We start from the raw sequence: 23,836 nt of genomic DNA on the forward strand, positions 1-23,836 counted from the left end.
TCTGTAAAGAAATATGTTGACTTGGCGTCTTGCACCTGATATATTATTAATTGTCGCTAACATGATCTGGTAGCTCAGCTGGGAGAGCACTATCTTGACAGGGTAGGGGTCACAGGTTCGAACCCTGTTCAGATCACCATAACTTAAACTTCGGAAGCCTTGATAATCAAGGCTTTTTTTGTTTTTATAATCAAAACTGCGATACCTTAACCCTCAGATTCTCCTCAACATTCTCTCCTTGACCACATTAAGCATTCCATTTCCGATTCAAATCAGTAAAGATTTTTTAAAAGATTCGATTAACATTTGGAACTAGCTGTTCGGTACAGTACTTACCTTATGGTAAGTAGGTGAACTAAAAGTGCATACTTCCGCAATGCGGCGATGCGATCTATACTCTAGTTCAGAAACAAATACCGCTCAAGGAGGGCAATACATTGAAAACACTTGTTATCATTACACATCCAAACATGGAAGCATCCATCGTCAATAAACGCTGGGCGGAAGAGCTTCGTAAATATCCCGACAAATATACGGTTCACGATTTGCACAGAGCCTATCCCGACGGAAAAATCGACGTGGAAAAGGAACAACAATTGATTGAAGCGCATAGCAATTTAGTTTTGCAGTTCCCTGTTTACTGGTTCAGTTCTCCACCGCTGCTTAAACAATGGCTTGACGAGGTGCTAACTTACGGGTGGGCATACGGGTCAACGGGCGATAAATTAAGAAATCGAAAAACCACTCTAGCTGTAACCGCCGGTGGAAGGGAAAAAGACTTTACCGAAGAAGGGAAACTCCGTTACGGACTTGACCAACTCCTATCTCCCTTTGACACGACATTTTTGTATTGCGGCGCCGATTATCGTTCCTTCTATGCCTTCTATGGCGCAGAATACGAGACGGAAGGAAATCCAGATTACTTAAGGAAATTAGATATTAGCGCGCAGGGTTATGTTGATTTTATTGATAGTCTTTAATTAGTGGTGAAACGAAAAGCAGCATTTCCATCCATGGAAATGCTGCTTTTCTTCTTGAGTGTTTATATCGAAAGCGGGATTGTCGCCGCCTGCGCGGCTGGTATGCCGTTTTTTTCTCCCCATTGGCACATGATATCCAGTACCGGAATAATCGTTTGCCCCAACTCGGTCAAGGAATACTCAACTTTGGGAGGGATTTGTGGGAATTCCTCGCGACTGACAATGCCGTCTGTCTCCAACTCTTTTAACATCACGCTTAATGTTTTAAAGGATATAGTGCCGATTCTCCGTTGCAGCTCATTGAAACGCATGACCTTGTTTTCGGAGAGCCAGTACAGTATGGTCATTTTATATTTGCCGCCAATAACAGACAATGTGTAGCCGAAGCCAGTGTCTTTGGGTTGAATGCCAGATGGTACACAGTTTTCAACCTGCATGGGCTGTTATCCTCCTTTTGAGATATTCGACGAAAAAGGCAGGTGCTGCCGCGTCTCTATGCTAAGAATTCGCTTTTTCTGAAATTGACAATTCGCTGAAAAGTCAACTTGGGAGCAATAAACTTACTATACCATTTCGAAACGATTAGTTCAAAACACTCTGGCAGTAAAAAGGTGCTTGATATAGCAAATGAGAAACATCAACAACTACCATTTTATGGATATTAAATGGAGCAATTATTAAAAGTATTTTTTAGCAATCTATTATAGGTATCAATTACTTGAAAAAGAATTGACGTAGTATGACAAATATTTCTAAGACAATCCTTATAATTTGTGGTAATATGTAGAAAATTGTTGAAGGGGGAAAGTTTGATGAAAAAAGTTCAAATCTTTACATTACTCGCACTCATATTGCTTGTTTTATCAGCATGCGGGGGATCACAAACAAATAATGCAGCCAAATCTTCGAATAACAATCAAGCAAGCACGGTGGATAGCAAGGAGACTGAGGCTACTGAAACACCCAAAGAAACGGAAACTCCGCCTACGGAGGAACCGAAAGAAGCATCCTTCAAGCCAGGTGATAAATTCAAATTAGGCACTTGGGAAATTACCCTTGAATCATTTGAGTTTAATCAAAAAGTGAGTAGTGATATGTTTTCCTCAAGCGCTGATGAAGGCAATAAATTTATTGTATTAAATTATAATGTTACCAATAATGGCAAAGAGGCAAATGATTTTACTGCAATGATAAATGGTATTCGAATGAAAGCTATTTTTAAAGGCGAGTATGAATATGATTACACTGTAACTATGATCGATGGAGACTTGAGTCAAAATAGTATTAAACCATTAGCGAGCAAAAAAGGTTTTGTTGTAATCGAAGTTCCAGACTCGGTAGCTAGTTCCAATGAAAGTCTTATAATTAAGCTTGAAGATGATGGGAAAAAAGCTCAAATCGTTTTAAAATAGTAGAAACAAGCACCCATTATTGTGGGTGTTTTTTTATCCCGAATAAGCTAACTTTAATCGCGGCTGTTGATTGTTCCATTTTTTTAAGAGAGAGCTGCGCCGAACATGGCAAGGTAAAGTAGTTAATTAGAGGAAGCAGGAGGGAAAATCAAAACAGGGAAATCGAATGTCGTTGTGGCAGTTAGGATCGTGAGCCTTATGAGGTGAAGAGGAGAATGCTGCAAAATTTGGATAAGCTAGGTGCACGTTCAGAACCCTTGCATAGCAAGGGTCCTTTTTATTTTATCTCCACAATCAAACCTCCAAAACGTAATTTCATATTCGTTCATGCCATATAAGAAAACCTCTTCATGTGAAAGGGCTAATTTGAATGATTTGTTAAACATCCAGAATATTGATTTAAGAGATAATCCAGTTCTTGGCTAATTTTGAGAACAGCTTGATCTGTAAAATTATTGCATGCGCCAAATATTTCAACCATTTCAGCTCGTACTTCTTCAATTCTTTGTTGATAAAAGCAAATGTTCATCATAATCCCTCCAACTTTTCATTTGTTAAATTAAGGATAAACGAAGGTTGTTAGAATTTTTTAACAATGAGATTAGGATAATGTTAGTTTTCTGAACAATCTCAAATAAGCAGGCCTTCGTATTAGATTTACTAAACATATCCGTTTCATTTGAAACAGTTTCAAGATGGAAAACCCCCAAGTAGCGATTCATGCCTTTGGGGGTTTAGTTTAAACTTGTATATCGATGCTTTGGCCTAAATGAGGTTGTGCTTGTTTCATCATTTGAACCATATCCTGGGCTTGCTGAGTAGCTTGTTCCTTTGCTAAAGACATCACTCGGATGCTCGCTGCAAGTGCTAAGCTGTTCTGATTCATCGCAATAGATGCTGCTGCTATATCCATAAAACACCTCCTTATTCCATTATCGGCAAAAACGATCAACTTCTTTACAATAAATCGTTGCTCGCTGGATCTGCGCTGATATGCTGCATAAAGCTAATTCATGCGACCTAATTGTGTATTTAATTTAAACAATACTAAAGGCATGATTTTCAGCATACGATGATAGAAAGCGCGCAGGAGGCGGTTGCTGTTGGCAGCAGAGTATGCCTATTTAGCCATTTGGCTATTGGGGATGTTTGGAATTATTGGCATTGTTATTGGTTCTGTAGCAAATTTCGCAATACATGATTCCTTGTCGCATGACGAGCAGTTTGTTTGGCGAAGGGAACTTCCAGCTGACGCAATCAAAAGAAAATAAAAACAAAAATCCAGCATTCGCTCCTCATGCGATAGCGCTGGATTTTTTTTGTAAGCGATTGTGCATAATTATTGCACACGCAAGGCATGATATAAATTGGCTGTACATTCTTATAAGTTGAGAGGGGCTAACAAAGATGAGTCACGAGGTTGGCGGACAAGATACTAGGGAGCAAATTGTTGCCGTACAAAAGGATGGAGACGGTGATCTTACCGCATTCAAAACGAATAGCGGCCGAGTGCTTGACTATGCAACGGCACTTCAAGAGGTACAAGCAGGTCATATTGCAGGGGTAAATGCCTTTAAAGGAAAAGATGGCGACATCTATATTCGAGGCGACGCAGATGGAGATCCAACAAACAATTTGGATCAGCTTCCAATGTTCTAAATGAAATGTTAACAACATTAATAAAAAGGCGCCGCACTTCTTAGATGTCGGCGCCTTTTTTGTATTTAGTTGATCTCATAGCTTTCATGCTGCCTAACGATTCGCATATGGCCGGTTAGACCTTCATATTGCTCTATGGTGTCCCCGTAATGCATAAGCCATATTTTACTTTGAATAGATTCAGGAAGGCTTAGAAGCTCCTCCAGGCTTGCGTGAACAACAGCTGGCGCTTCAAGCTGGCAATCATGGTAAATAGTCGTTACGCCATCATCAACTAATTGCTGAAGCAGCTCTGGATCAAATCGCATGTCGGCAGAGTAGAAGAAGCTGTTGTTAAAAATAAAGGAATAGCTTGGCTTATTAGGAATATGCTTCGTTTGCAACAGCTTAACAGTCAAACCAGGATGAATCTCAAATACGTTATTTGGCTGAATCGGATGGACCTCGAAAAAATCTTCAAGCTTGGTTAAAGGATCCTGCGTTAAACCTCCGCGAAGCGTTTGCTCCCAAAGCGGTTCAACTAACGACTCTGCTATGTATAGGACAGGCTTTCGATTATATTTAAACATCATTTGAAAGGCGTATTCTTCTAATCCACCTACATGGTCCCCATGAATGTGACTGATGAGAACAGCATCCAGGTCAGAGAAGGCAAGTCCTTGTTGATGTAAAGCCTTCGGTAAAGTGATTCCGCAGTCTACGAGCAATCGGAAGCCATTCACTTCAATAATAGCGTTATTATTATCGTATTTTTTGGCAAAGGCACTGCCTGTCCCAATCATTTTTATTTTCATGAATCACACCTCCTCAGCTTTCTATATTGTTTAATGTACCAAATTTAAAATATATCTGACAAATAAAGATGCACATTCGCCCGTGTCTACATACAATGCTAAAGCGATACGTACAGTGGAGGCGAACAAGTGATGAGCAAAGGAAAAGGCAAAGTTATAAAGAAGAAACAGCCGGCAAGCGATCGGAAACAGTATAATTATAAACTTGTACTTTCGGATACCTGTGCAGTATGTAAAACACCGTGTACAAGAGGGATGGCATACCTTGCAAGAATGAAAAATCCTGGTACAGTCGGCAAAGGTGTTCCTTGCATTTTAACAAGAACGTATGGGTAATTATTATTTCCACATTAATATTTCCCAGGCAAGCGCAGGTTTCAACAGCATTTGACAATAATGGTTAAGTTGTAGTATGGGATTAAAAATGTTTCATAAATCGCGCAACTTTGCTCGGGTTGACGAGTATAACCTTTCATCCAGGCTATCGGATGGAGGGCTTACAACTATGAAAATCAGAAAAATCGTTATTCTGCTTCTGCTGCTATCTCTTTGGGGTGGATCGATGATGTTCGCAGACTCGGCTATACAGAAGGTTCGCGTTCTCATTAACGGAGATGATCAGGATGACGGTGGAATAATGACCGATGGCAAAACTTATTTGCCGCTTCGTCAATTAGCCACATCTATGCAGGCCATTGTGGAATGGGACAATCAAACGAAAAAAGCGACCGTTTATAAACCTAACGTGCATATGTTTCTGTTCCAAAATAATGCGGTATTCGGAAACGTAGCAAAAGGCTATCAAGCGAAGTTTAAAGTGTTTGCCCAGATCGATAACTTGATGACGGATATTGTAGCCGTCAAGGTTTCCATTTTCGATCCGAATGGTAAAGAGAAAGTGATTCAAACGGAAAGTGTCAAAACATCAAAAGATAATTTCTGGTTCGCTACAGAAGATATCTCATATAAATTCGAATCTAGCGGGAAATATCCGATTCGTTTTTACCTTAAGCTTAAGGGCTCAGATGAGTGGACTGTTGTTTCAGAAAAACTAATTTCTTCTTTGTAGTAATCAAATGGTCTACCTAAGGCGCTCCTTTTCTTCATAGGGGCGTCTTCGTTTGACCGTTGATAGAGTGTCATGTTAATATACGATAGTCTGTAAACATTATTGAAATGGGGTAATAACATGAGCGAACATCAGCATGGCGATGATTGCGGCTGTGGTGAAGACCACGAGCATGAAGAGCATGTCTTTATCGTGACTGACGACGAGGGCCAGGAACGTGAAATGGTCATGGTTTATACGTTTGAATCCGAAAGCCAAGTTTACGCTGTATTGCTGGATCGCAACGATCCAGAAGCAGACGGCGTTATCTTCCGTATTGAAGAAGAAAACGATGAGTCCTTCCTAGTTGGCATCGAAGATGATGCGGAATGGGATCGCGTAACAGCGATTTACGAAGAAATTGCTCGTACGGAAAGCGAAGAGAACTAGTTCTCTTAAGCTTTAAACGATCAAGTACTAAAAAAACGATCTGCGAGTTTCGCTTGCGGATCGTTTTTTTTTTATTAACTTATTTGCGTGGATTAAAATAAATCGTTCTTCCATTAAACATGGTCAGTTCTGCCTTCAACTGCTTCGCTATATATTTGCATAGTTCATTTGCTTTCGATTTGTCTCCGTGCGTAGCTTCCTCTGGTAACACGACTTGAACGCAAGGGACGTTTTGGCCTGCTGCGCTTGCCGTTTCGCCGGGTCCAAAGATGATATGCTTATAAAGGTGGTTAATACCCTTTAAATAAAACCAACGATCATCATCCTTCGATTCGATCGTATAAGGAAATGCGGCTTCGGCATAGTCCCAATCCAATTGCGAGCCGGTAAGGCTTGTTTGCTCCCGGTAACCTATAAGCTCGTTCTTAATTTCTTGCAGCGTCAGTTTCTCCACGGATGATCCTTGCACAAATTTGATATAAGCGCTTTGACTCATCGCATCTCACCTCTGCCAACATCATAGCATGCTCGAAATAGGTTGACAATAAGTGGTATTCCGTAAAAATAATTAGAAAAAAACCGACCTCAGGATTTCTATAAGATTCCTGAAGATCGGTTTTATTATTTATTATGAAATGGCTGTTTCTTCAACGATTACTTTAACGAACTCGATGCTGCGATCTTCCGGCCCCTTGACAGGCAATCCAACTTGGACATGATCCACGATATAATCGATATTTTTTTGGGTAATGACTTCGCCTGGCAGCAGAATCGGGATGCCTGGCGGGTATACATAAATGAATTCAGCAATGATTCGGCCAGCTGATTCTTTGAACGGAAGAACTTCTGTCTCACCGTAAAAAGCATCACGAGGCGTTAAGGACAGCTGTGGAATATCTGGAATTTTGACCACTAATTCACGTGCTTCAGCGCCTTCATGGAAATGTTCAGACAATCCACGCAGGGCAGTTAACAATTTAGACACGGAATCAGAGGTATCTCCAGGCGTAACTAAGCAAAGAATGTTATACATATCGCTCATTTCAATTTCCACATTATAGTTGTCGCGAAGCCAGTTCTCCGTTTCATATCCTGTGATGCCAAGGTGGCGAACATGAACGGAAACTTTAGTAGGATCGAAATCATAAGTAGCCTCATCGCCGAGAATTTCTTCTCCGAAGCAATAAAGACCTGGGATTTCATTGATTTGTTTGCGTGCGGATTGAGCAAGCTCAATCGCGCGCTCAGCGATTGCATGTCCGTTCAAAGCAAGGTTGCGTCTAGACGTATCAAGCGAGCCTAACAAAATATACGAAGTCGACGTTGTGGTAAGCATGCTGATAACGGTTTGAATACGATGCGGGTTAACTCTTCCTTTGCGCACATTAAGAACCGAGCTTTGCGTCATAGAACCGCCGAGCTTATGAACACTTGTCGCAGCCATATCCGCGCCTGCTTGCATCGCTGACATTGGCAGCTTCTCATGGAAATGAATGAGTACGCCATGTGCTTCATCCACGAGAACAGGGATATCAAAGCTATGAACGAGATCAACGATCTCCTTAAGATTGGCGCAAATACCGAAATAGGTTGGGTTAATGACAAGCACGGCCTTTGCATCCGGATGGCGCTCAAGCGCTTTACGGACGGAGCGGGTCGTTATGCCATGATCAATACCAAGCGTATTGTCACGGGCTGGTGAGATGAATACTGGTCTGGCACCTGCAAAAATAATAGCGGCCATAATGGATTTGTGAACATTACGGGGCACTATGATTTTGTCTCCCGGGGCACATACGGTTAAAATCATCGTCATAATTGCGCCGCTTGTTCCTTGTACAGAGAAATAAGTATAGTCTGCTCCGAAAGCGTCAGCAGCTAGCTTCTGCGCTTCCTCAATAACGCCGGTTGGCTGATGCAGGTCATCAAGCGGTGCTATATTGATTAAATCGATCGACAACGCGTTATCGCCGATAAATTCGCGAAATTCGGAATCGCTGCCTAATCCCTTTTTATGTCCGGGAATATGAAACTGAACGGGATCCTGCTCCGCATGCTTACGAAGCGCGGTGAAGAGCGGGGTTAAATTGTGATCCATCGCTTTCATCCCTGCCTTTCTTTAAAGTTTACAAACAAAGTTGAGTATAGCAAATACAGGGGGGAATGCAAGCTTCATTTTTGAGATAGGAGCATCATTTTCAATTTGTTCTTCAATTGTTCATACATGTGTGATAAATGGATATGGTAACATAGGTTGGTGGAGGGGTTGTATTATGAAAGATAAACGAATGCTAATTGTAATGGCTACTTTAATGACAACATTTATAGGGTTCGGCATTATCATCCCGGTTATGCCAGAAATTATTCAAGCCGCAGATCCGAGCAAAGCGGAACTCCATACAGGTTGGATGCTTGCTGTTTATTCTGCAGTTTCCTTTTTCTTATCACCATTTTGGGGAAGCTTGTCCGACCGTATCGGCAGACGGCCGATTATTTTAATAGGTATTCTTGGCTTCGCCGCAAGTTTCTTGTTATTTGGTTTATCGTCAGGAAACTTAACGCTCATGTACCTCTCAAGGGTGCTAGGGGGCTTGTTCTCGGGGGCGGTTGCTTCCGTTATTGTAGCGTATGTCGCTGATATTACATCGCCTGAGGAAAGAACTAAGGGGATGGGGCTCGTTGGGATGTCCATCGGGCTAGGCTTTACGATCGGTCCTGGCGTTGGCGGTTTATTAAGCGTGATCTCACTGGAAACGCCATTTTATGCAGCATCAGCGTTAGCACTGTTAACGTTCATCTTGGCTGCATCAAAGCTCAAGGAATCACTAACGCCTGAGCAGCGGAGCAGCCAATCAGAGAAGCGTGTATCACGCTGGGCTGCGTTTACAGGACCGCTTAAATATTTGTATGTGTTAGCCTTTTTTGTAACATTCACTCTCGCTGGAATGGAAGCGACCCTGCAGTTTTTTGGCATGCGGCGTTTTGATGTGACTCCATTTCAGGTCGGAATCTTATTTTTTGTTTGCGGCTTTGTGGGAGCACTCGTTCAAGGCGGAGTTGTGCGACGGAGAATTAAGACAGGCGAGGAGCCGAAATATATTGCGATCGGACTTGTCATCTCGGCACTTGGTTTTTTTATGCTTCTAGGCGCACATTCCCTTTGGTGGGCTACGTTGTCACTTGCTGTATTCGGAATCGGCAATGCCTTAATTAGGCCATGTGTCACCTCGCTCATCACTCAGAAGACGACTGTTGGCAAAGGGGTAGCATCCGGTCTAAGCTCTTCGATGGACAGTTTGGGACGTATTGCCGGCCCGCTGCTAGGTTCATTTTTCTTCACGATAGAAATGGGACTACCATACTTGCTCGGGGGCATACTATGTCTAGCTGCACTGCTGCTATTGTTTCGTTTCCGTCAAATGGACAAAACTAGCGCCTCGGAAACAGAAGTTAACGCTGCAAAATAAAATGAAAACAAGCCGGTTCCTCATTTTGCGATGGGTGACCGGCTTGTTTTCTTTTGGAGCTTAAGAGGCAAGCCCTTTTATAATAAAAGTAATAGTCGCCTCTTTCTCTAAATCATCATCCCAGTGAATGCCATCTGTTTTTCCGATGAACGTACGGCTAAGGACATAACCGATTAAGGATGAGGCGATTAATCGAATGACAGTAAATGGGGCCCAATTAACGATTACGCCTTGCTGCTGAAATTGCGTAATACTAATACTGAATTTTTGTACCACTTTTGAGAGGATGAGCTTCTGGAATTGGTCCAGCAGTTCGGGATGAAAAGGAATCTCTTGAACAAAAATTTTCAACACCTGAACATGACGCTCAACAAATGCAATGCGATTTTCTATAATTGCGCGCAGCATAAGATCTAATGTGTCAAAGCGGCTCTCGAGAACCTTGTAGAAATCGCGAAGTACAAAAGGAGCGATTAACTTTGCCATAACAGGCGCAACAATCGAGAAAAGCAAATCCTTTTTGGTTTTATAATGACGAAAAATAGTTCCTTCTGCCACACCGGCTCGCTGGGCGATTTCACTTGTAGAAGAGGCGGCAAAGCCCTTCTCAGCAAAGATTTCGGAGGCAGCCTGCACGATTTTCAATTGTTTTTCCGTCATTTTTTCTTCTTCATTATCTAGTTGCAATAGCTTCTGCAGCCATTGATCGACCGGTTCTGACATGCAAGACACTCCTTCGCGTTAACCCATTCCTTTGATTATACCAGTTGTTCTATTGTCTACATACGGCGGTGCTTCTTTAGAGCCAGTACATTCAATACTGCAAACAATAAGGAAAATCCCGCCAACACATATACATTTACCTGAAAATCACCCCAGCTCTCGCCGCGTATCATTATTCCCTGCATAGCATCTGCACCATAGTAAAGAGGCATTAGGTAACTTAGCTTTTGCAGCCAGGGGTTCATGGCATCAAGGTTAAACAACCCTGAGAAGAAGGCTTGCGGCACGATGACAATAGGAATGAACTGTATAATCTGAAATTCACTGCTTGCAAAAGAAGACAACAGTGTTCCGAGTGTTAACGCTGTTAATGATAATAATAAATTAATGACCAGCATATACAAAATGCTGCCCTCCATGTACATCCCAAGAACTTGAACGGAATACCAGGCGATCAAGCAGGCTTGAATTAGGGTGAAAATTCCGAAACCGGCTAAATAACCGACTACGATTTCGCTTCGCCTAATTGGCGTTGCTAATAAGCGCTCCAAAGTACCGCTCGTTCGCTCGCGCAGGAAGGAGACACCTGCAAGTAAGAAAACAAAGAAAAACGAGAAGAAGCCTATTAAGACAGGCCCAAAGGAGTCGAATGGAGCCATGTCAGGACCGCCGTGCAAGTATGATATAGCTGGGGCGGATTTATCTAAGCCTTGTTGCATCACGCTTTGAATAAGCAATATTACCGCTCTATTGATGGAGGGATCGCTGCCCTCAAGCGTTAGTTTAGGCATGCCGCCGCTCGCTTCCAATATCGCGTCGAGCTTGCCGTCTTGTAAAGCAGCTTGAGCAGCAGCACTTTCATCATAAAGTGTGATTTCAGCATTAAGCTGCTCAAACTTTTCTGTTAAAGCTGCAGGCACATTAACCATTCCGATTGCTGGAGAGACAGCTTGCCCATCAAAAACTAATTTCATTAAAGTTAAGATGAGCAGGGGAGCAAGAAATAATAAGGCAAGCGTTCGTTTGTCACGCAAAAATTGATTAATAATTCGAATGGCGAGCGCACGTATTCTCATTGTTCCGCTCCTTTGCTTTGACCAAGCGCAATGAACGCCTCTTCGAGTGTGGCGCAGCCTGCTTGCTGCTTCAGTGCTTCAGGCGTATCGATGGCTGTAAGTTTTCCGCTTCGTATGAGCCCTAACCGATCACATTTCTCGGCCTCGTCCATGACATGGGTTGTTATAATAATGGTCACGCCTTGTTTGCTCAGTGCAGATAGCTCTTTCCAAATCGATTGGCGTAAAACAGGATCAATGCCAACGGTTGGTTCATCGAGTACGAGAAGCTCAGGCTCATGCAATAGCGCAATTGCTAGCGAAAGCCGGCGTTTCATGCCGCCAGAATAAGCAACCGTTTGCTTATGAAGATGATCGGTTAGCGCAACAAGCTTGGAGACCGTTTGAATTCGATCTTGCAGTATGGCTCCCTTTAATCCAAACATGGCCCCAGAAAACGCTAAGTTTTGCTTGCCAGTCAATTCACTATACAAAGCGTCTGATTGAGCCATATACCCAAAGGCTTGCAGCATTTTCAACTGCGGCATGGGCTCGCCAAGCATTCGGACCGATCCGGCATTTGCCCTGTCTATTCCAGTCATGACCTTGATCAACGTTGTTTTTCCCGAGCCCGAAGGACCTAATAAACCAAATAGTTCACCTCGCGGAATAGAAAGTGTAATGCCATCAAGAACGGTACGATCCCCAAATGAACGGTTAATGTCTTGCAATTCTACGGCGAAGGTTGTTTCAGCTAATATTGCTGGACTGTTAGTCATCTTCGATCACGCTCCACTTTCTCAAATGAGTAATCACTCCCCCAATTATATACAGAGAATGCCATAAATAAAAGTGAGTACTTACTCATTTTTCTTCCAGGCTGTCCACCTCCTCAGTCTCTGGTCGTAGATGAATTAAGACTAAAGCCGTGAACCAATTACCTTCTCTGGACGTTTTTGGTAATCATACTTTCCCTCTATGATTAGAAAAGACAAAAAAAGAAATCCGTAATCGGAGAAGGAGTCGGAAACAAATGAGTAAATTGACGGAATGGTCGTTCCGAAATAAGGCGGCTATTATACTGATCGTCATTATGGCTTTAGTGATGGGGGTAATCAGCTATCTGAGGCTGCCGATGGAGTTTCTGCCTGCTGCAGATAATCCACAGGTCATGGTCACGGCAATAGGGCCGGGGAATGACGCGAAGACGATGGAGCAGATGGTCACAAATCCTTTGGAAGAAGCTGTAACGCTCGTTAAAGGAAAAACGGATATGTTCTCTACATCAGGTGATGGTTATGCTCAAATCAGCTTGAATTTCAATTCGAAGACGAATATGAAGGAAGCGAAGACGGAAGTCGAGCAATTGGTCGCTCAGGTACAGCTTCCGGCAAATGTAATGAAGCCTTTCGTCTTGCAATTGAATACTTCAATGATTCCAATCTCATGGGTGACGTTGACCTTTGATGAAGGATTATCTGAGCAGCAAAAAGACGCAAAGCTGAAAGAAGTAACGGCGGAGCTTAAAAAGACCGAGGGTGCGGGCGAGGTTAGCATTAGCGGCAAATCGTCGCCATCGGTTCATGTCGTACCAGATACGGAGAAGCTTGCACAGGCAGGAATTTCGGTACAAGCGTTAATGGGCGTGCTTCAAGGCAGGGGAGCGTCGGTTTCACTCGGGGAACGCACGTTGGATGGCGCAGATGGCAATATTAACGTGTACGATCAAGTATCTGATGTGGAAACACTGCGCAAGCTTCCTGTTGCAGCAGGTGTGAAGCTTGGGGATGTTGCAGCGGTTGAACTCGCCAAAGACCAAGAAAGCATAAGCCGTATGAACGGCAAAGATGCGATTATGTTCACGGTCTCTAAATCTGCTGATGCGAATGCTGTGAATGTAGGCAAAGCAATCAAAGAAACGATTGATCGTTTAAATGCAGATGTGGAAGGAATCGATGCTTCCATCATTTTGAGCACATCTGATTCGGTCGTATCTTCTGTTAATAGTATGCTGCGAGAGGTTTTGCTTGGCGCATTGTTCGCAACCATCGTCATTTTATTGTTCATGCGCAACTTTAAAGCAACGCTCGTGACGATTGTTTCGATTCCGTTGTCGCTCGGCATAACGCTGTATCTGCTCCAGCTCTCTGGTGTGTCACTTAACATTATTACACTTGGAGGCGTAGCCGTCGCGGTTGGAAGGCTCGTCGATGATAGTATCGTCGTTATTGAAAATATTTATAGAAGGCTGCAGAAGGAGTCCTTCTCTATTAAGCTAATTACGGATGCAACGAAGGAAGTGGCTTCGGCCATTACCTCGTCAACGCTCGTTACAGTCGCAGTATTTTTGCCAATGGGCCTTCTGCGCGGTTCATTGCAAGCATTTCTTCTCCCATTCGCGCTGACAGTCGCTTACTCATTGCTCGCTTCTCTACTTGTAGCGCTGACGGTTGTACCTCTTTTAAGTGCAATATTGCTTCGCGGCACAAAGGAGAAGGAGCATGCTGGTTCTCCAAAATTCGCTTCCTTCATTCGTTGGAATCTTGCTCATAAATTAGTGCCGTTAATCATTGCGGTATTGCTGTTTGCAGGATCGATCGGCGCTTATATGTTCATGCCAAAAGGAGCGCTTGATTCCTCGAGCGCGGGGAATTTAAATGTAGCACTGCAATATCCGAGCGATACACCTGCGGATCAAATACTCGAAGCAGGGAAGAAATTCGAATCCTATCTAACTGCAAATCCAGATATTGAATGGGTCATGATGATGCTTGGCAATAGTGCAGATGCGGCTAAGTATGGCTCGGTGACTTCGCCAACGCTCATTACTTATATGGTAGATTTGAAGGAAGGCGTTGACGCAGAACTCTTGATGGATAATATCAAGACTCAGAAGGATAATTATAAGGACGCAACCTTGACGGTTGATGCGGCCGATCTAATTATGGGCGGCGGATCATCGCAAATTTACATTGATGTCTCTGGTGAAAACTTGGAGCAGCTCTCTACAACCGCAGACCAGTTGATCGCAGCGATTAAACCTATCGACGGTGTGCTCAAGGTTGAGAGCAATCAAGAGGAGAAAAAGTCGGTTTATTCCTTCCATGTTGATCCTACCCTTGCCAAAGGCCAAGAGGTAGCCATGCAGCTGCAAAGCATGCTTAATCCATTGCCGATAGGTTCGATCCAGCAAGAAGGCAGTGAAATTCCGGTTATTATGCTGCCTGTTGTAAACCCAGATTCAAAGGCAGAACTAGAGAAATTAACCGTAATGACAGAGTCTGGTCCAACACCGATGTCGAAGGTAGCGGAGTTGGTTCGTACTGAGGAGCCATCTTTGTACTATCATAAAGAAGGCAAAACGTATATCCGCGTCACAGCGAGCGCCGAACCAAAAGAACTATCGGTCGTCGGCGATGAAATATCAAAAGCAACAAAGGATCTCAAGCTTCCTGATGGCGTCAGCCTTGCAGTAGGCGGAGCGTCGGCTGACCAATCGAGCGACTTTGCAGATTTGGGCTTAACAGCGCTTATCTCCATCGGTATTGTTTATCTGATCATGGTATTGACGTTCAAGACGCTTCGTGCTCCGCTGGCGATTATGATCTCCTTGCCGCTTGCAGCAATCGGTGCAGTAACAGGCTTGCTCGTATCAGGCGTAACGCCGGATTTCACAGCCATGTTCGGAGCGCTGATGCTTATCGGAATTGTCGTCACGAATGCTATCGTATTAATTGATCGTGTGAAGCAAAACGAGCTGACGATGCCGATTCGTGAAGCGTTGATTGAAGCGGCTACGACACGGATGCGTCCAATCGTAATGACTGCGGTGGCGACAGTGTCCGCGATGCTGCCACTCGTATTCGGTTCGCATGAATCGGGCAGCATCGTCTCCCAAAGTTTAGCGATCGTCGTTATTGGCGGGCTAGTTGCGGCTACGCTGCTCACGCTAATTATCGTTCCTTGTGTCTATGAGCTGTTATTTTTCCGTACTTCACGCAAGCAACGTCGCAATTTGGCTTCCTCCGCCCATGCGGAAGCGGCTGCATCACAGCAAGTGTAATTAAACGACAAAAGGCAGTACTTTTAGGTCAGAATGGACCTAAAGGTACTGCCTTTTTTGAATAGATATTAAATCCATTCTTATACATTAGCCATATGGTATAACGGCATAAGCGTTTTATAAGTGGAGGAAGTAAGCTCAAGCAGTGCATCGCCGTCTTTGAGAATCGGATCGCTCGCTTGCACATGACGGCCGATAAGCAGTTCAGCTTTCTGAACATCACGGAAACGAACGAGCGCATCGTTCCAATCTTGTTTTGACATCGTACTGACAGCGGTGGACTCTTTTTTCATATGATCAAGTGAAAGCACATAATCCTTAGGTACATTTGCAATAACTTCATCAATTTGGTTCAGAAAGGCCGTTGCGATATTGGATTTATGAGGAACCTCGTAAATGAGTGCAAACCACATAAATAGATGATCATCAAACAATCCAAGCTGAAAATGCGGATGTGCCTTGTAGCCGCGTTTGCTAGCGCAAATGGCGAGCCAAGTATCCTTTGGCGGATTCACTTTACGACGAGCATGCCTTGCAACATGCAAGTACATTTCATTGCCGGCATGAACAGCTGCATCGACGCTGAGCTGCTCGCCGATCGCTCGGAATTTAGGCTGAATCTGATTTTGGATAGCAGCCATACGCTCCTCAAGCCCTTGAAGCGCAAAAACATCGAAATCGGCTTGTGTAAAGCCAACAAGCTGGGTAGAAGTAGTCTGTGTTGTCATTAAATTAATCTCCTTCAATCAAACAATTATTGGTGCAATAATTTCAAATAAAAAATGGCGATTTGCGTTCGGTCTCGAAGCTCGAGTTTATTAAGTATTTCAGTAATATAATTTTTAATTGTACCTTCGCTTAAGAAAAGGGTAGCGGCAATTTCTTTATTGGATTGACCGTCCGCAATCAGACGAACAATTTGTACCTCAGCTTGTGTAAGTCCTGAAATCATTACTGATTTGGTTGAATCGGCTCGTGGCGTCTCCAGCATCCCAGCCAATTTACGGGCGATGTCGGGATGGATCAGCACAGAACCCTCATGAACAGTCTTTATGCCGCTTATAATACGGCTTGGCGGTACATTTTTGAGCAAATAGCCGTTGGCTCCGTTTCGGATGGCTTGCGCGATGTACTCGTCATCATCAAATGTCGTCAAAATAAGCACGGCAGGTGGGGGATCAAGTGCGCGAAGCAGCTTCGTTCCTTCCACACCATCGCAGAGCGGCATTCGAATATCCATTAGCACGACATCGACGGGATGTTGGCGGGCAAATTGTTCAGCCTCCAGACCGTTTGCACAAACGCCAGCGACATGCAATTCGTTATCCAATCCTAAAATAACGTTCATGCTCTCTCGAATAAAAGGATCATCATCCACTATCAGCACTTCAATCATTTGCTCAAATCTCTCCATTTCTAAAAAGAGCAGAATCGTCGTTAACCGCCAAGCAGCGGAAGTGTTGTCGTTATTGAGAACTGATCGGCCTTCTGCCAGTCCATTTGGCCCCCAATTAAGGCAATCCGCTCTCGCATCCCCTTCATGCCAAGTCCAGCTTCGATAGGCTCGTCGGGCAAGCTGCCGTTATTGGATACAGTCAGCGCTACGTACGCAGTTAAAAAATTTAAAGTAACCGAAACCGACGTCGCTTTTCCATGCCGAACAGCATTCGTAATCGCTTCTTGGGCATTTTTGAATAAAATGAGCTCGATGCTGGGGTAAAGCGGTCTGGGATGACCCGTTACATGGAAGCTTACGAATATGCCTAGAGCAGAAGCGGATTCTTCAACCAGACGGTCGAGGGCATATTGCCTAACGTCCTTTTCCGCATCTGATGCAAGTCTTCGTACCGTTCTGCGCATCAGCTCCATGCTGTCCTGCAGCTGATCACGCATTTGCTCAACCGTGCTGCGAGCTCTTGCGGTATCTGCATCGAATAAATGCAAAGCCGCTTCGGACATCATTTTGACGCGAATGAGGCGGTGCCCCAAATCATCATGAATATCTTTGGCGATGCGGTTTCGCTCTTCGATCTGGGCTTGATACTCAACCTGCAAAGCGTAATCCTGCATTCTGCGCCTGGCTGAGTCAAGCTCTGCATGGCTGGCAGCAAGTGCTCCGTATAAATCTTCTATTTGATGATGTTTGTCCTCAAACTCGTTGGAAGCATAGAGGACGGCTGCTGTAGTTATCCATAGTACCGATACGGCAAATATGATTTCGGGTTCTCTGCCATACATACCTGTCAATAAAGCAGCTAAGCCAGCGATGGTCCAAGCTGTGCTTACCATGCGAGTCGGCCTTTGTTGAAATGAGGCAATAAGGGTGGAGAAAAGCAATAGAAACAGTACTCCGCCGTACGAATAGGAAAACCATGAAAAAGCGATTAACTCCAGCACCAGCAATAAAATTCGATATTTAGGATACATGGAGCCAGCTTTCGTTAGGAGCAGAGCAAGGAGTACAGAGGCGGTGTAATGAGCATATAAACCTGCTTCGACATGAACGATACTAATAATAGAAGGAATCGCTACTAACAAGGAACGAATTTGATTCAATTGTTTCTTCATATCCGAGCAGCTCCTGCAGCTGAATTTGATTTATTATAGCACATTGTTTAATGAGCGAACGAGACTGAAACCGCTTTTCATCCAACCTTCATGCGGATAGAAGCCATTTTACAAAGAGATGACTTTAGTCACCTTCATAAGATGACTTTTTAGACCTGTTTCGTTGCCTTTCATGACGTACAATTGGTTTATCAGAAACGAACTGAAAGGATGAATAAATATGAATCTAGTTACATTTCGCGAGGTTGTCAAAAAATACGACACAACGATAACGGTTAATCATCTTAGCTTCAATATTGATCAGGGTGAAATTTTTGGTTTACTTGGTCCAAATGGAGCGGGAAAAAGTACAACGATTCATATGTTGGCTGGTTTGCTGAAGCCAAACGGCGGAGATATTTTGGTCGAAGGTTTTTCAATTCGCAAGCATCCGCTTGAAGTGAAGAAACGGATTGGTTTAGTGCCGCAGGAGCTGGCTATCTATGAGACGTTGACCGCTCGCGAAAATGTTACTTTTTTTGCAAAGCTTTACGGTCTCAGAGGTTCGCTGCTTCGCGATCGTGTGGATGAGGCGCTGCAATTCGTAGGGTTGCTGGACAAATCGAAGGATAAACCAAGCACATTCTCAGGTGGTATGAAGCGGAGACTGAACATTGCTTGCGCCATCATGCACCGCCCAAAGCTGATCATTATGGATGAGCCAACGGTTGGAATCGACCCTCAGTCACGGAACCATATCTTGGAGTCCGTAAGGGAATTAAATAAGTTAGGCTCTACCGTCATTTACACCAGCCATTACATGGAAGAGGTAGAAGCGATTTGCACAAGAATCGGCATTCTTGATAAAGGCAAGCTTATTGCATGCGGGACGAAGGATGAATTAAAACGTCAGGTTGGCCAAGAAGAGAAGCTGATTTTTGAAATTGATAAAAAATCGGCGCCGGCAATGACAGAGATGGCTGAGCATCCAGGCGTGCTTCAGCTTGCAGAACGAGATAATAGCTTGACGCTTGAAGTGACGGTGAAGGAATCTCTGTCTATATTACAGGATTTATTGTTTATCCTTCAGAAGCATGATATTAATATTCGCAAGCTGACGCGGGAAGAGCCGAATCTCGAATCTCTATTCTTGCAAATGACCGGACGCACATTACGTGACGAATAGGAGATGATGGTGATGCCAGCATGGTGGACAGCTGCTTATTATGAGCTTATAAAATATACACGGATGCGTTCCGTTCTTATTATTTTAATCGGTTTGCCCTTATTGTTGATTTTGCTGCTTGGCAGCGCATTTGACACAGAAATAAAGCCGGCTAAAATTGCCCTATATAATGCGGATCAGGGGGAAATGCGAGCTAGCATCGATGCTTTCTGGAGCAATGAAGCAGTAAAACCATATGTGAAGGTTCTAGAGGCAAAGTCAGAGAAGGAGGTAAAGGACTGGATACGCGAGGGTGTTGCTGATTATGGCGTATCGATTCAGAAAAACTTCTCCAGTGAGTTAAGCTCAGGGGAAACGGCGAATTGGTCAACGTTTGAAGGGCGCTATGAAGAAAAAAATATTGCTGCTTCTGCTTTTATCAATAAATATATGGCTGCTGTAAATTTGCAAGCCGCAGCTTTGCAAATCCTTGGACCAGAGCTAAGTGCGGGTGCAGCTCAAAGTCAAGCGCCAGCAGGACAATCACATATTGAGACGAAAAATTTGAGCTCAGGAGATAATCAAGCCTTTGGCAAAGAATCAGCGATGCAATACTATTCTGTGGCCTACTTAATTATGTTTTTGCTCTATGGCGGCATGACGGCGACGATCGCGCTGCTCAATCAGAGGGAAGCGGGAACCTTGCAGCGTATGTACGCAATTCCAGGCTCATTTAGAGCCATTGTATTTGGCATTATTTTAGGAGGACTCATGCTTGCAGCACTGCAGGCGGCAGTGATTATCGCATTTACAGCATTTGTATATGGCGTTGATTGGGGAAATAACTTTGGAGCTATTGCGCTGGCTTGTCTTCTTACGACTGCTGCTGGGGCTGCACTTGCTATTACGGTCTCATCCTTCGTACGATCCAAAAAAACGACACAAACGCTGTTCAGCATCATTGTATTTAGCATGACCTTTATTAGCGGCGGAATGATTCCAGACATTGAGAAGATTGTAGGAGGTCTCGATAAGTGGACGCTTAATTATTGGGCAAATGATGCACTTCGCGCCATCATGAACGGTGAAGCTTCAGCAACGGTTTGGAATGGAATCGGTGTTCTTGGAGCGATCGCATTAGGTATAACAATAATCGCAGTCATTAGACTGCCAAAGGTGGTGAGACAGCATGCCTAGTTTGCAAATTGCTGCGCATCTCGTACGACGCACCATGGGTTCCCGTCGCGGATTGATTATGAATGTTCTTGTCCCAGCGATTATTTTATCAATTATGGCAGGGTTGTTCGCTAGTACGAATAGAGATAAGGCTATTATTATCGTGAATAATGCTGACACAGGAATATTAGGCGAATATTTGGCCTCATCGTTACAGAAAGAGCCATTGTATGAGATTCATTCGGAGCCGGCGATGAATGAACAGCAATTAAAGGATCGAGTCCTAGAGGGCAAAGCGGATGCTGCCATCTATATTCCTTCGGATTTCTCAGCAAAAATGATGGAGGGAGGCCCTTCATCAGCTCAGCTTTACCGAATGAATACGCAGCTTTGGAATGCTTCGCTTGAAGCGACACTTCAGACAGAAGCTCAGAAGCTGTCTTCCTCTGCCGCTCTTGTAAGAGGGACTGACCCTAAATCTCCAGTGGATTTATCTAAGCTGACCGCTTTGCTGGAAGCGCAAGCCTCACCTAAAGCTGTCCTTGTAAATACGGAAATGGAGCTTGGCAAAATTGTATCCGATCCAACGATGATCGGTCTCATCCTTATGTTTGTTATGCTGCTTGTCAGCCAGTCTATCGGTTTCATTATGGAAGATCGAGAGCAGCGCACCATGGCAAGGATGTACACAGCGCCGCTTCGCTCGCTTGATATTGCTTTTGGAAATTTTTTGGGCAGCATGCTTGTGGGCACGATTCAACTTGTCATTGTTCTAGGCTTAACTTATTTTGTATTTGACTATTCACCTGGTATCTCGTTTGGATGGATGCTGCTCGTATTGGAATTCTTCTTGCTTGCAATTGTCGGCCTTGCTTCAGCAGTAGCGGGTCTGGTGCGAAATAGCACGCAGCTGTCTCAAATCAACAACATTATCATCGCTCCGTCCTGCATGATCAGCGGTTGTTTCTTTCCACTTTCCATGCTACCTGATTTTATGCAAAAGCTTGCTAATTTCTTTCCGCAAAAATGGGCGCTTACAGCAATTGATCGTCTAGGCGGCGGGGGCAGCTTTAGTGACGTCTTGCTTCCGCTTCTTATCCTGCTTTTATTCGCTGCTGTGCTGATTGCCTTTGGTTCGGCCGTGCTCAGACCAAATCGCATAAGCTAAAATGCTAAGCAGCAATCACTTGAAAATTGGCTTGACTTCATCATCGTTGTATTGTAAATTTGTCAAAAGTTAATGACATCGCAACAGCGTCGACCAAGACTATGTTAATCAGCAAACGTTTCTATCAGAGAGGAAGCCCGAAGGCTGGAAGGCTTCTATGAACGATTGATTAATCCCTATCTTGCGAGCTGCAGCGGGAAGCTAATGCTTCTTCCGCTGCCGGAATATTCATTCCGTTATCTATTGAGAGTCGTCCAGATCATTTGGCGGCTATTTGAGGGTGGTACCACGAACGCATTCGTCCCTTACGAATGCGTTTTTTTGTTTTTATGGCTTAAATCTAATCATCGGAGGGTTATCTATCATGAGACAAAGTAAGCTTTTAATGCCTACCTTGCGCGAGGCGCCGTCAGAAGCGGAAGCAGCCAGCCATCAATTAATGCTGCGTGCAGGTCTTATTAGACAGCTTGCCGCAGGTATTTATACGTATTTGCCGCTTGGCAGGCGCGTGCTCAGAAAACTCGAGCAAATCGTAAGAGAAGAAATGGATCAAGCCGGAGCTCAAGAGGTATTAATGCCCTCTATGCAGCCGGCAGAGCTGTGGCAGCAATCGGGTCGATATGAGGTGTACGGACCTGAGCTTATGCGGCTGCGAGATCGCCATGATCGCGAGTTTACGCTTGGACCAACGCATGAAGAAGTGATTACAGCTCTGGTGCGCAGCGAGGTAAGCTCTTATCGACAGCTGCCAATGACATTGTATCAGATTCAAACTAAATTCCGCGACGAGAAGCGTCCGCGCTATGGCTTGCTCCGCGGCAGAGAGTTTTTAATGAAAGATGCTTATTCCTTTGATGAGGACTTTGATGGGCTTCATCGCAGCTATACGAGCATGTACGAGGCTTATAATCGCATCTTCACACGCTGTGGTCTAAATTACCGTCCGGTTGAAGCTGATGCAGGTTCAATTGGCGGAGAAGGCGGAACACATGAATTTATGGCACTCGCTGATATTGGTGAAGACACGATTGCTGTGTGCAATTCATGCGACTATGCGGCGAATTTGGAAAAAGCTGAATACAAGCTGTCGGAACAACCAACGGATACAGTGCAGAATAATGATGCTGCGTTAGTGCGTCATCATACACCGGATATCAAGAAGATTGACCAGCTTGTGGAGGCTTTTGGCCAAGGGGCAGATGCTTTTATGAAAACACTGATTTATGTTGCAGACGGTGCTCCGGTTGCTGTTGTTGTTCGGGGAGACCATGAGGTAAATGAAATAAAAGTGAAAAATGCGCTTGCTGTAGCACATCTGGAGCTTGCGGATCAAGCTACGACAGAGCGGGTAACTGGCGCACCTACCGGCTTTGCTGGGCCGATCGGCTTGCAAATTCCCGTTTATGCTGACCATGCGGTTCTTGCGATGAAATCAGGAATTGCAGGAGCGAATGAGCAGGATTATCATATCGGAAATGTTATCCCAAGCATTCATTTGAAGGATGTGCAGGCAGGTGATTATCGAAATGCAGCAATAGGCGACGGGTGCCCGCGATGCGAGACAGGCAGCTTGGTATTTTACCGCGGCATTGAGGTTGGCCATGTGTTTAAGCTGGGAACGAAATACAGTGAAGCGCTAAATGCTAAGTTTTTAAATGCGTCGGGCTCAGAACAGCCGTTAATAATGGGCTGTTATGGTATCGGAGTTTCACGTTTGCTCTCCGCGGTACTTGAACAGCACTCCGATAGCAATGGCATCATTTGGCCTAAATCGATCGCACCTTACCAAGTTCATGTGGTACCTGTATCAGCGAAGGATCAGGTCCAAATGGATTTGGCTGCACATATTACAGCAAGATTGCTTGAGGCTGGGGTAGATACGCTGCTCGATGATCGTGACGAGCGCCCAGGCGTCAAATTCAAGGACTCCGATCTTATCGGCATACCACTGCGCATTGTAGTGGGGAAACATGCTGCTGATGGAATCGTAGAGCTTAAGCAAAGGAACGAATTAGAAGCGCAAAAGCTAGAATTAGAAGAAGCTATCGCTTTTGCTTTGCGTAGCTAAAGTTGAAAACATATGCATGAAATGGGTTTGAAAAATCCATGAAGGCCTATGGAATATATGA

25 protein-coding genes and 1 tRNA gene are annotated in these 23,836 nt (G+C 44.2%); 14 read left to right on the top strand and 12 right to left on the bottom strand.

Features of this window, described 5'->3' with window-relative positions; genetic code table 11:
• The first annotated feature begins 63 nt into the window (after positions 1 to 63).
• Both ACIFSR_RS25240 and ACIFSR_RS25245 read left to right on the top strand, forming a co-directional pair.
• Positions 64 to 139: transfer RNA gene (locus ACIFSR_RS25240), tRNA-Val, on the top strand.
• Positions 140 to 437: 298 nt separating this feature from the next.
• Positions 438 to 980, top strand: coding sequence for an NAD(P)H-dependent oxidoreductase (locus ACIFSR_RS25245; RefSeq protein ID WP_430060869.1), 543 nt, complete (start codon positions 438 to 440; stop codon positions 978 to 980).
• Between the two features lie 62 nt (positions 981 to 1,042).
• Here ACIFSR_RS25245 and ACIFSR_RS25250 read toward each other — a convergent pair whose 3' ends face one another.
• The gene (locus ACIFSR_RS25250; RefSeq protein ID WP_430060871.1) at positions 1,043 to 1,417 is read right to left on the bottom strand and encodes a winged helix-turn-helix transcriptional regulator; all 375 of its coding nucleotides are present in this window, start codon (positions 1,415 to 1,417) and stop codon (positions 1,043 to 1,045) included.
• Between the two features lie 375 nt (positions 1,418 to 1,792).
• On the opposite strand from ACIFSR_RS25250, the gene ACIFSR_RS25255 reads away from it, so the two are divergent.
• The gene (locus ACIFSR_RS25255) at positions 1,793 to 2,392 is read left to right on the top strand and encodes a DUF5067 domain-containing protein (protein WP_430060873.1); all 600 of its coding nucleotides are present in this window, start codon (positions 1,793 to 1,795) and stop codon (positions 2,390 to 2,392) included.
• A gap of 361 nt (positions 2,393 to 2,753) precedes the next feature.
• Here the strand turns inward: ACIFSR_RS25255 and ACIFSR_RS25260 are convergent, their stop codons facing one another.
• Both ACIFSR_RS25260 and ACIFSR_RS25265 read right to left on the bottom strand, forming a co-directional pair.
• Positions 2,754 to 2,924, bottom strand: a complete 171-nt coding sequence (locus tag ACIFSR_RS25260) for an aspartyl-phosphate phosphatase Spo0E family protein (protein ID WP_339208765.1) — start codon at positions 2,922 to 2,924, stop codon at positions 2,754 to 2,756.
• Between the two features lie 207 nt (positions 2,925 to 3,131).
• Complete coding sequence (locus ACIFSR_RS25265; RefSeq protein ID WP_076268202.1) at positions 3,132 to 3,305, bottom strand: YjfB family protein; 174 nt, start codon at positions 3,303 to 3,305, stop codon at positions 3,132 to 3,134.
• Between the two features lie 190 nt (positions 3,306 to 3,495).
• Between ACIFSR_RS25265 and ACIFSR_RS25270 the strand changes: the two genes are divergently transcribed.
• Together ACIFSR_RS25270 and ACIFSR_RS25275 are read left to right on the top strand one after the other, a co-directional pair.
• Entirely contained in the window at positions 3,496 to 3,663 is a 168-nt protein-coding gene (locus tag ACIFSR_RS25270) for a hypothetical protein (protein ID WP_430060875.1), read from the top strand.
• 136 nt (positions 3,664 to 3,799) lie between these two features.
• On the top strand, positions 3,800 to 4,051 hold the full coding sequence (locus tag ACIFSR_RS25275) for a DUF3892 domain-containing protein (protein ID WP_076268203.1): 252 nt from the start codon (positions 3,800 to 3,802) through the stop codon (positions 4,049 to 4,051).
• A gap of 65 nt (positions 4,052 to 4,116) precedes the next feature.
• On the opposite strand, the gene ACIFSR_RS25280 is transcribed toward ACIFSR_RS25275, so the two are convergent.
• Positions 4,117 to 4,845 carry an MBL fold metallo-hydrolase gene (locus ACIFSR_RS25280; protein WP_430060877.1) on the bottom strand — a complete coding sequence of 243 codons (729 nt, stop codon included), beginning with the start codon at positions 4,843 to 4,845 and terminating at the stop codon, positions 4,117 to 4,119.
• 132 nt (positions 4,846 to 4,977) lie between these two features.
• On the opposite strand from ACIFSR_RS25280, the gene ACIFSR_RS25285 reads away from it, so the two are divergent.
• From ACIFSR_RS25285 to ACIFSR_RS25295, 3 genes are all read left to right on the top strand, one after another.
• The gene (locus ACIFSR_RS25285; RefSeq protein ID WP_430060879.1) at positions 4,978 to 5,181 is read left to right on the top strand and encodes a hypothetical protein; all 204 of its coding nucleotides are present in this window, start codon (positions 4,978 to 4,980) and stop codon (positions 5,179 to 5,181) included.
• A gap of 169 nt (positions 5,182 to 5,350) precedes the next feature.
• Positions 5,351 to 5,914: a stalk domain-containing protein gene (locus tag ACIFSR_RS25290; protein ID WP_076268206.1), complete on the top strand. Its 564-nt coding sequence runs from the start codon at positions 5,351 to 5,353 to the stop codon at positions 5,912 to 5,914.
• A 120-nt stretch (positions 5,915 to 6,034) separates the two neighbouring features.
• The gene (locus ACIFSR_RS25295) at positions 6,035 to 6,343 is read left to right on the top strand and encodes a DUF1292 domain-containing protein (protein ID WP_076268207.1); all 309 of its coding nucleotides are present in this window, start codon (positions 6,035 to 6,037) and stop codon (positions 6,341 to 6,343) included.
• 79 nt (positions 6,344 to 6,422) lie between these two features.
• Here the strand turns inward: ACIFSR_RS25295 and ACIFSR_RS25300 are convergent, their stop codons facing one another.
• Entirely contained in the window at positions 6,423 to 6,839 is a 417-nt protein-coding gene (locus ACIFSR_RS25300; protein WP_076268208.1) for a DUF1885 family protein, read from the bottom strand.
• Between the two features lie 132 nt (positions 6,840 to 6,971).
• Entirely contained in the window at positions 6,972 to 8,441 is a 1,470-nt protein-coding gene (locus ACIFSR_RS25305) for an aminotransferase class I/II-fold pyridoxal phosphate-dependent enzyme (RefSeq protein ID WP_339208774.1), read from the bottom strand.
• A 175-nt stretch (positions 8,442 to 8,616) separates the two neighbouring features.
• Here ACIFSR_RS25305 and ACIFSR_RS25310 point away from each other — a divergent pair, with 175 nt between their 5' ends.
• On the top strand, positions 8,617 to 9,810 hold the full coding sequence (locus ACIFSR_RS25310; protein ID WP_339208775.1) for an MFS transporter: 1,194 nt from the start codon (positions 8,617 to 8,619) through the stop codon (positions 9,808 to 9,810).
• Positions 9,811 to 9,870: 60 nt separating this feature from the next.
• Here ACIFSR_RS25310 and ACIFSR_RS25315 read toward each other — a convergent pair whose 3' ends face one another.
• The 3 genes from ACIFSR_RS25315 to ACIFSR_RS25325 are packed head-to-tail and all read right to left on the bottom strand — an operon-like array spanning position 9,871 to position 12,367.
• Positions 9,871 to 10,533: a TetR/AcrR family transcriptional regulator gene (locus ACIFSR_RS25315; protein WP_430060882.1), complete on the bottom strand. Its 663-nt coding sequence runs from the start codon at positions 10,531 to 10,533 to the stop codon at positions 9,871 to 9,873.
• A 56-nt stretch (positions 10,534 to 10,589) separates the two neighbouring features.
• On the bottom strand, positions 10,590 to 11,609 hold the full coding sequence (locus ACIFSR_RS25320; RefSeq protein WP_430060884.1) for an ABC transporter permease: 1,020 nt from the start codon (positions 11,607 to 11,609) through the stop codon (positions 10,590 to 10,592).
• Complete coding sequence (locus tag ACIFSR_RS25325; protein WP_430060886.1) at positions 11,606 to 12,367, bottom strand: ABC transporter ATP-binding protein; 762 nt, start codon at positions 12,365 to 12,367, stop codon at positions 11,606 to 11,608. The genes ACIFSR_RS25320 and ACIFSR_RS25325 overlap by 4 nt, the downstream gene beginning before the upstream one ends.
• 254 nt (positions 12,368 to 12,621) lie before the next feature.
• Here ACIFSR_RS25325 and ACIFSR_RS25330 point away from each other — a divergent pair, with 254 nt between their 5' ends.
• The gene (locus ACIFSR_RS25330) at positions 12,622 to 15,651 is read left to right on the top strand and encodes an efflux RND transporter permease subunit (RefSeq protein ID WP_339208780.1); all 3,030 of its coding nucleotides are present in this window, start codon (positions 12,622 to 12,624) and stop codon (positions 15,649 to 15,651) included.
• A gap of 80 nt (positions 15,652 to 15,731) precedes the next feature.
• On the opposite strand, the gene ACIFSR_RS25335 is transcribed toward ACIFSR_RS25330, so the two are convergent.
• From ACIFSR_RS25335 to ACIFSR_RS25345, 3 genes are read right to left on the bottom strand one after another with little or no spacing between them, the layout of a single operon-like run.
• Positions 15,732 to 16,379 carry a DUF1054 domain-containing protein gene (locus ACIFSR_RS25335; protein WP_339208781.1) on the bottom strand — a complete coding sequence of 216 codons (648 nt, stop codon included), beginning with the start codon at positions 16,377 to 16,379 and terminating at the stop codon, positions 15,732 to 15,734.
• A 26-nt stretch (positions 16,380 to 16,405) separates the two neighbouring features.
• On the bottom strand, positions 16,406 to 17,047 hold the full coding sequence (locus tag ACIFSR_RS25340) for a response regulator transcription factor (RefSeq protein WP_339208782.1): 642 nt from the start codon (positions 17,045 to 17,047) through the stop codon (positions 16,406 to 16,408).
• Positions 17,048 to 17,088: 41 nt separating this feature from the next.
• Positions 17,089 to 18,219: a sensor histidine kinase gene (locus tag ACIFSR_RS25345; RefSeq protein ID WP_430060889.1), complete on the bottom strand. Its 1,131-nt coding sequence runs from the start codon at positions 18,217 to 18,219 to the stop codon at positions 17,089 to 17,091.
• Positions 18,220 to 18,439: 220 nt separating this feature from the next.
• On the opposite strand from ACIFSR_RS25345, the gene ACIFSR_RS25350 reads away from it, so the two are divergent.
• From ACIFSR_RS25350 to ACIFSR_RS25365, 4 genes are all read left to right on the top strand, one after another.
• The gene (locus ACIFSR_RS25350) at positions 18,440 to 19,384 is read left to right on the top strand and encodes an ABC transporter ATP-binding protein (RefSeq protein ID WP_339208784.1); all 945 of its coding nucleotides are present in this window, start codon (positions 18,440 to 18,442) and stop codon (positions 19,382 to 19,384) included.
• A 12-nt stretch (positions 19,385 to 19,396) separates the two neighbouring features.
• Positions 19,397 to 20,560 (top strand): ABC transporter permease, encoded by a 1,164-nt coding sequence (locus ACIFSR_RS25355; RefSeq protein ID WP_430060892.1) that lies wholly within the window; start codon positions 19,397 to 19,399, stop codon positions 20,558 to 20,560.
• Positions 20,553 to 21,707, top strand: coding sequence for an ABC transporter permease (locus ACIFSR_RS25360; RefSeq protein ID WP_430060894.1), 1,155 nt, complete (start codon positions 20,553 to 20,555; stop codon positions 21,705 to 21,707). Before ACIFSR_RS25355 ends, ACIFSR_RS25360 begins: the two co-directional genes overlap by 8 nt.
• A gap of 364 nt (positions 21,708 to 22,071) precedes the next feature.
• Positions 22,072 to 23,775: a proline--tRNA ligase gene (locus ACIFSR_RS25365; protein ID WP_430060896.1), complete on the top strand. Its 1,704-nt coding sequence runs from the start codon at positions 22,072 to 22,074 to the stop codon at positions 23,773 to 23,775.
• The last annotated feature ends 61 nt before the right edge of the window (positions 23,776 to 23,836 follow it).

Origin of the sequence: Paenibacillus sp. NRS-1760, from assembly GCF_050467785.1 — a bacterium.
Taxonomy (GTDB): Bacteria; Bacillota; Bacilli; order Paenibacillales; family Paenibacillaceae; genus Pristimantibacillus.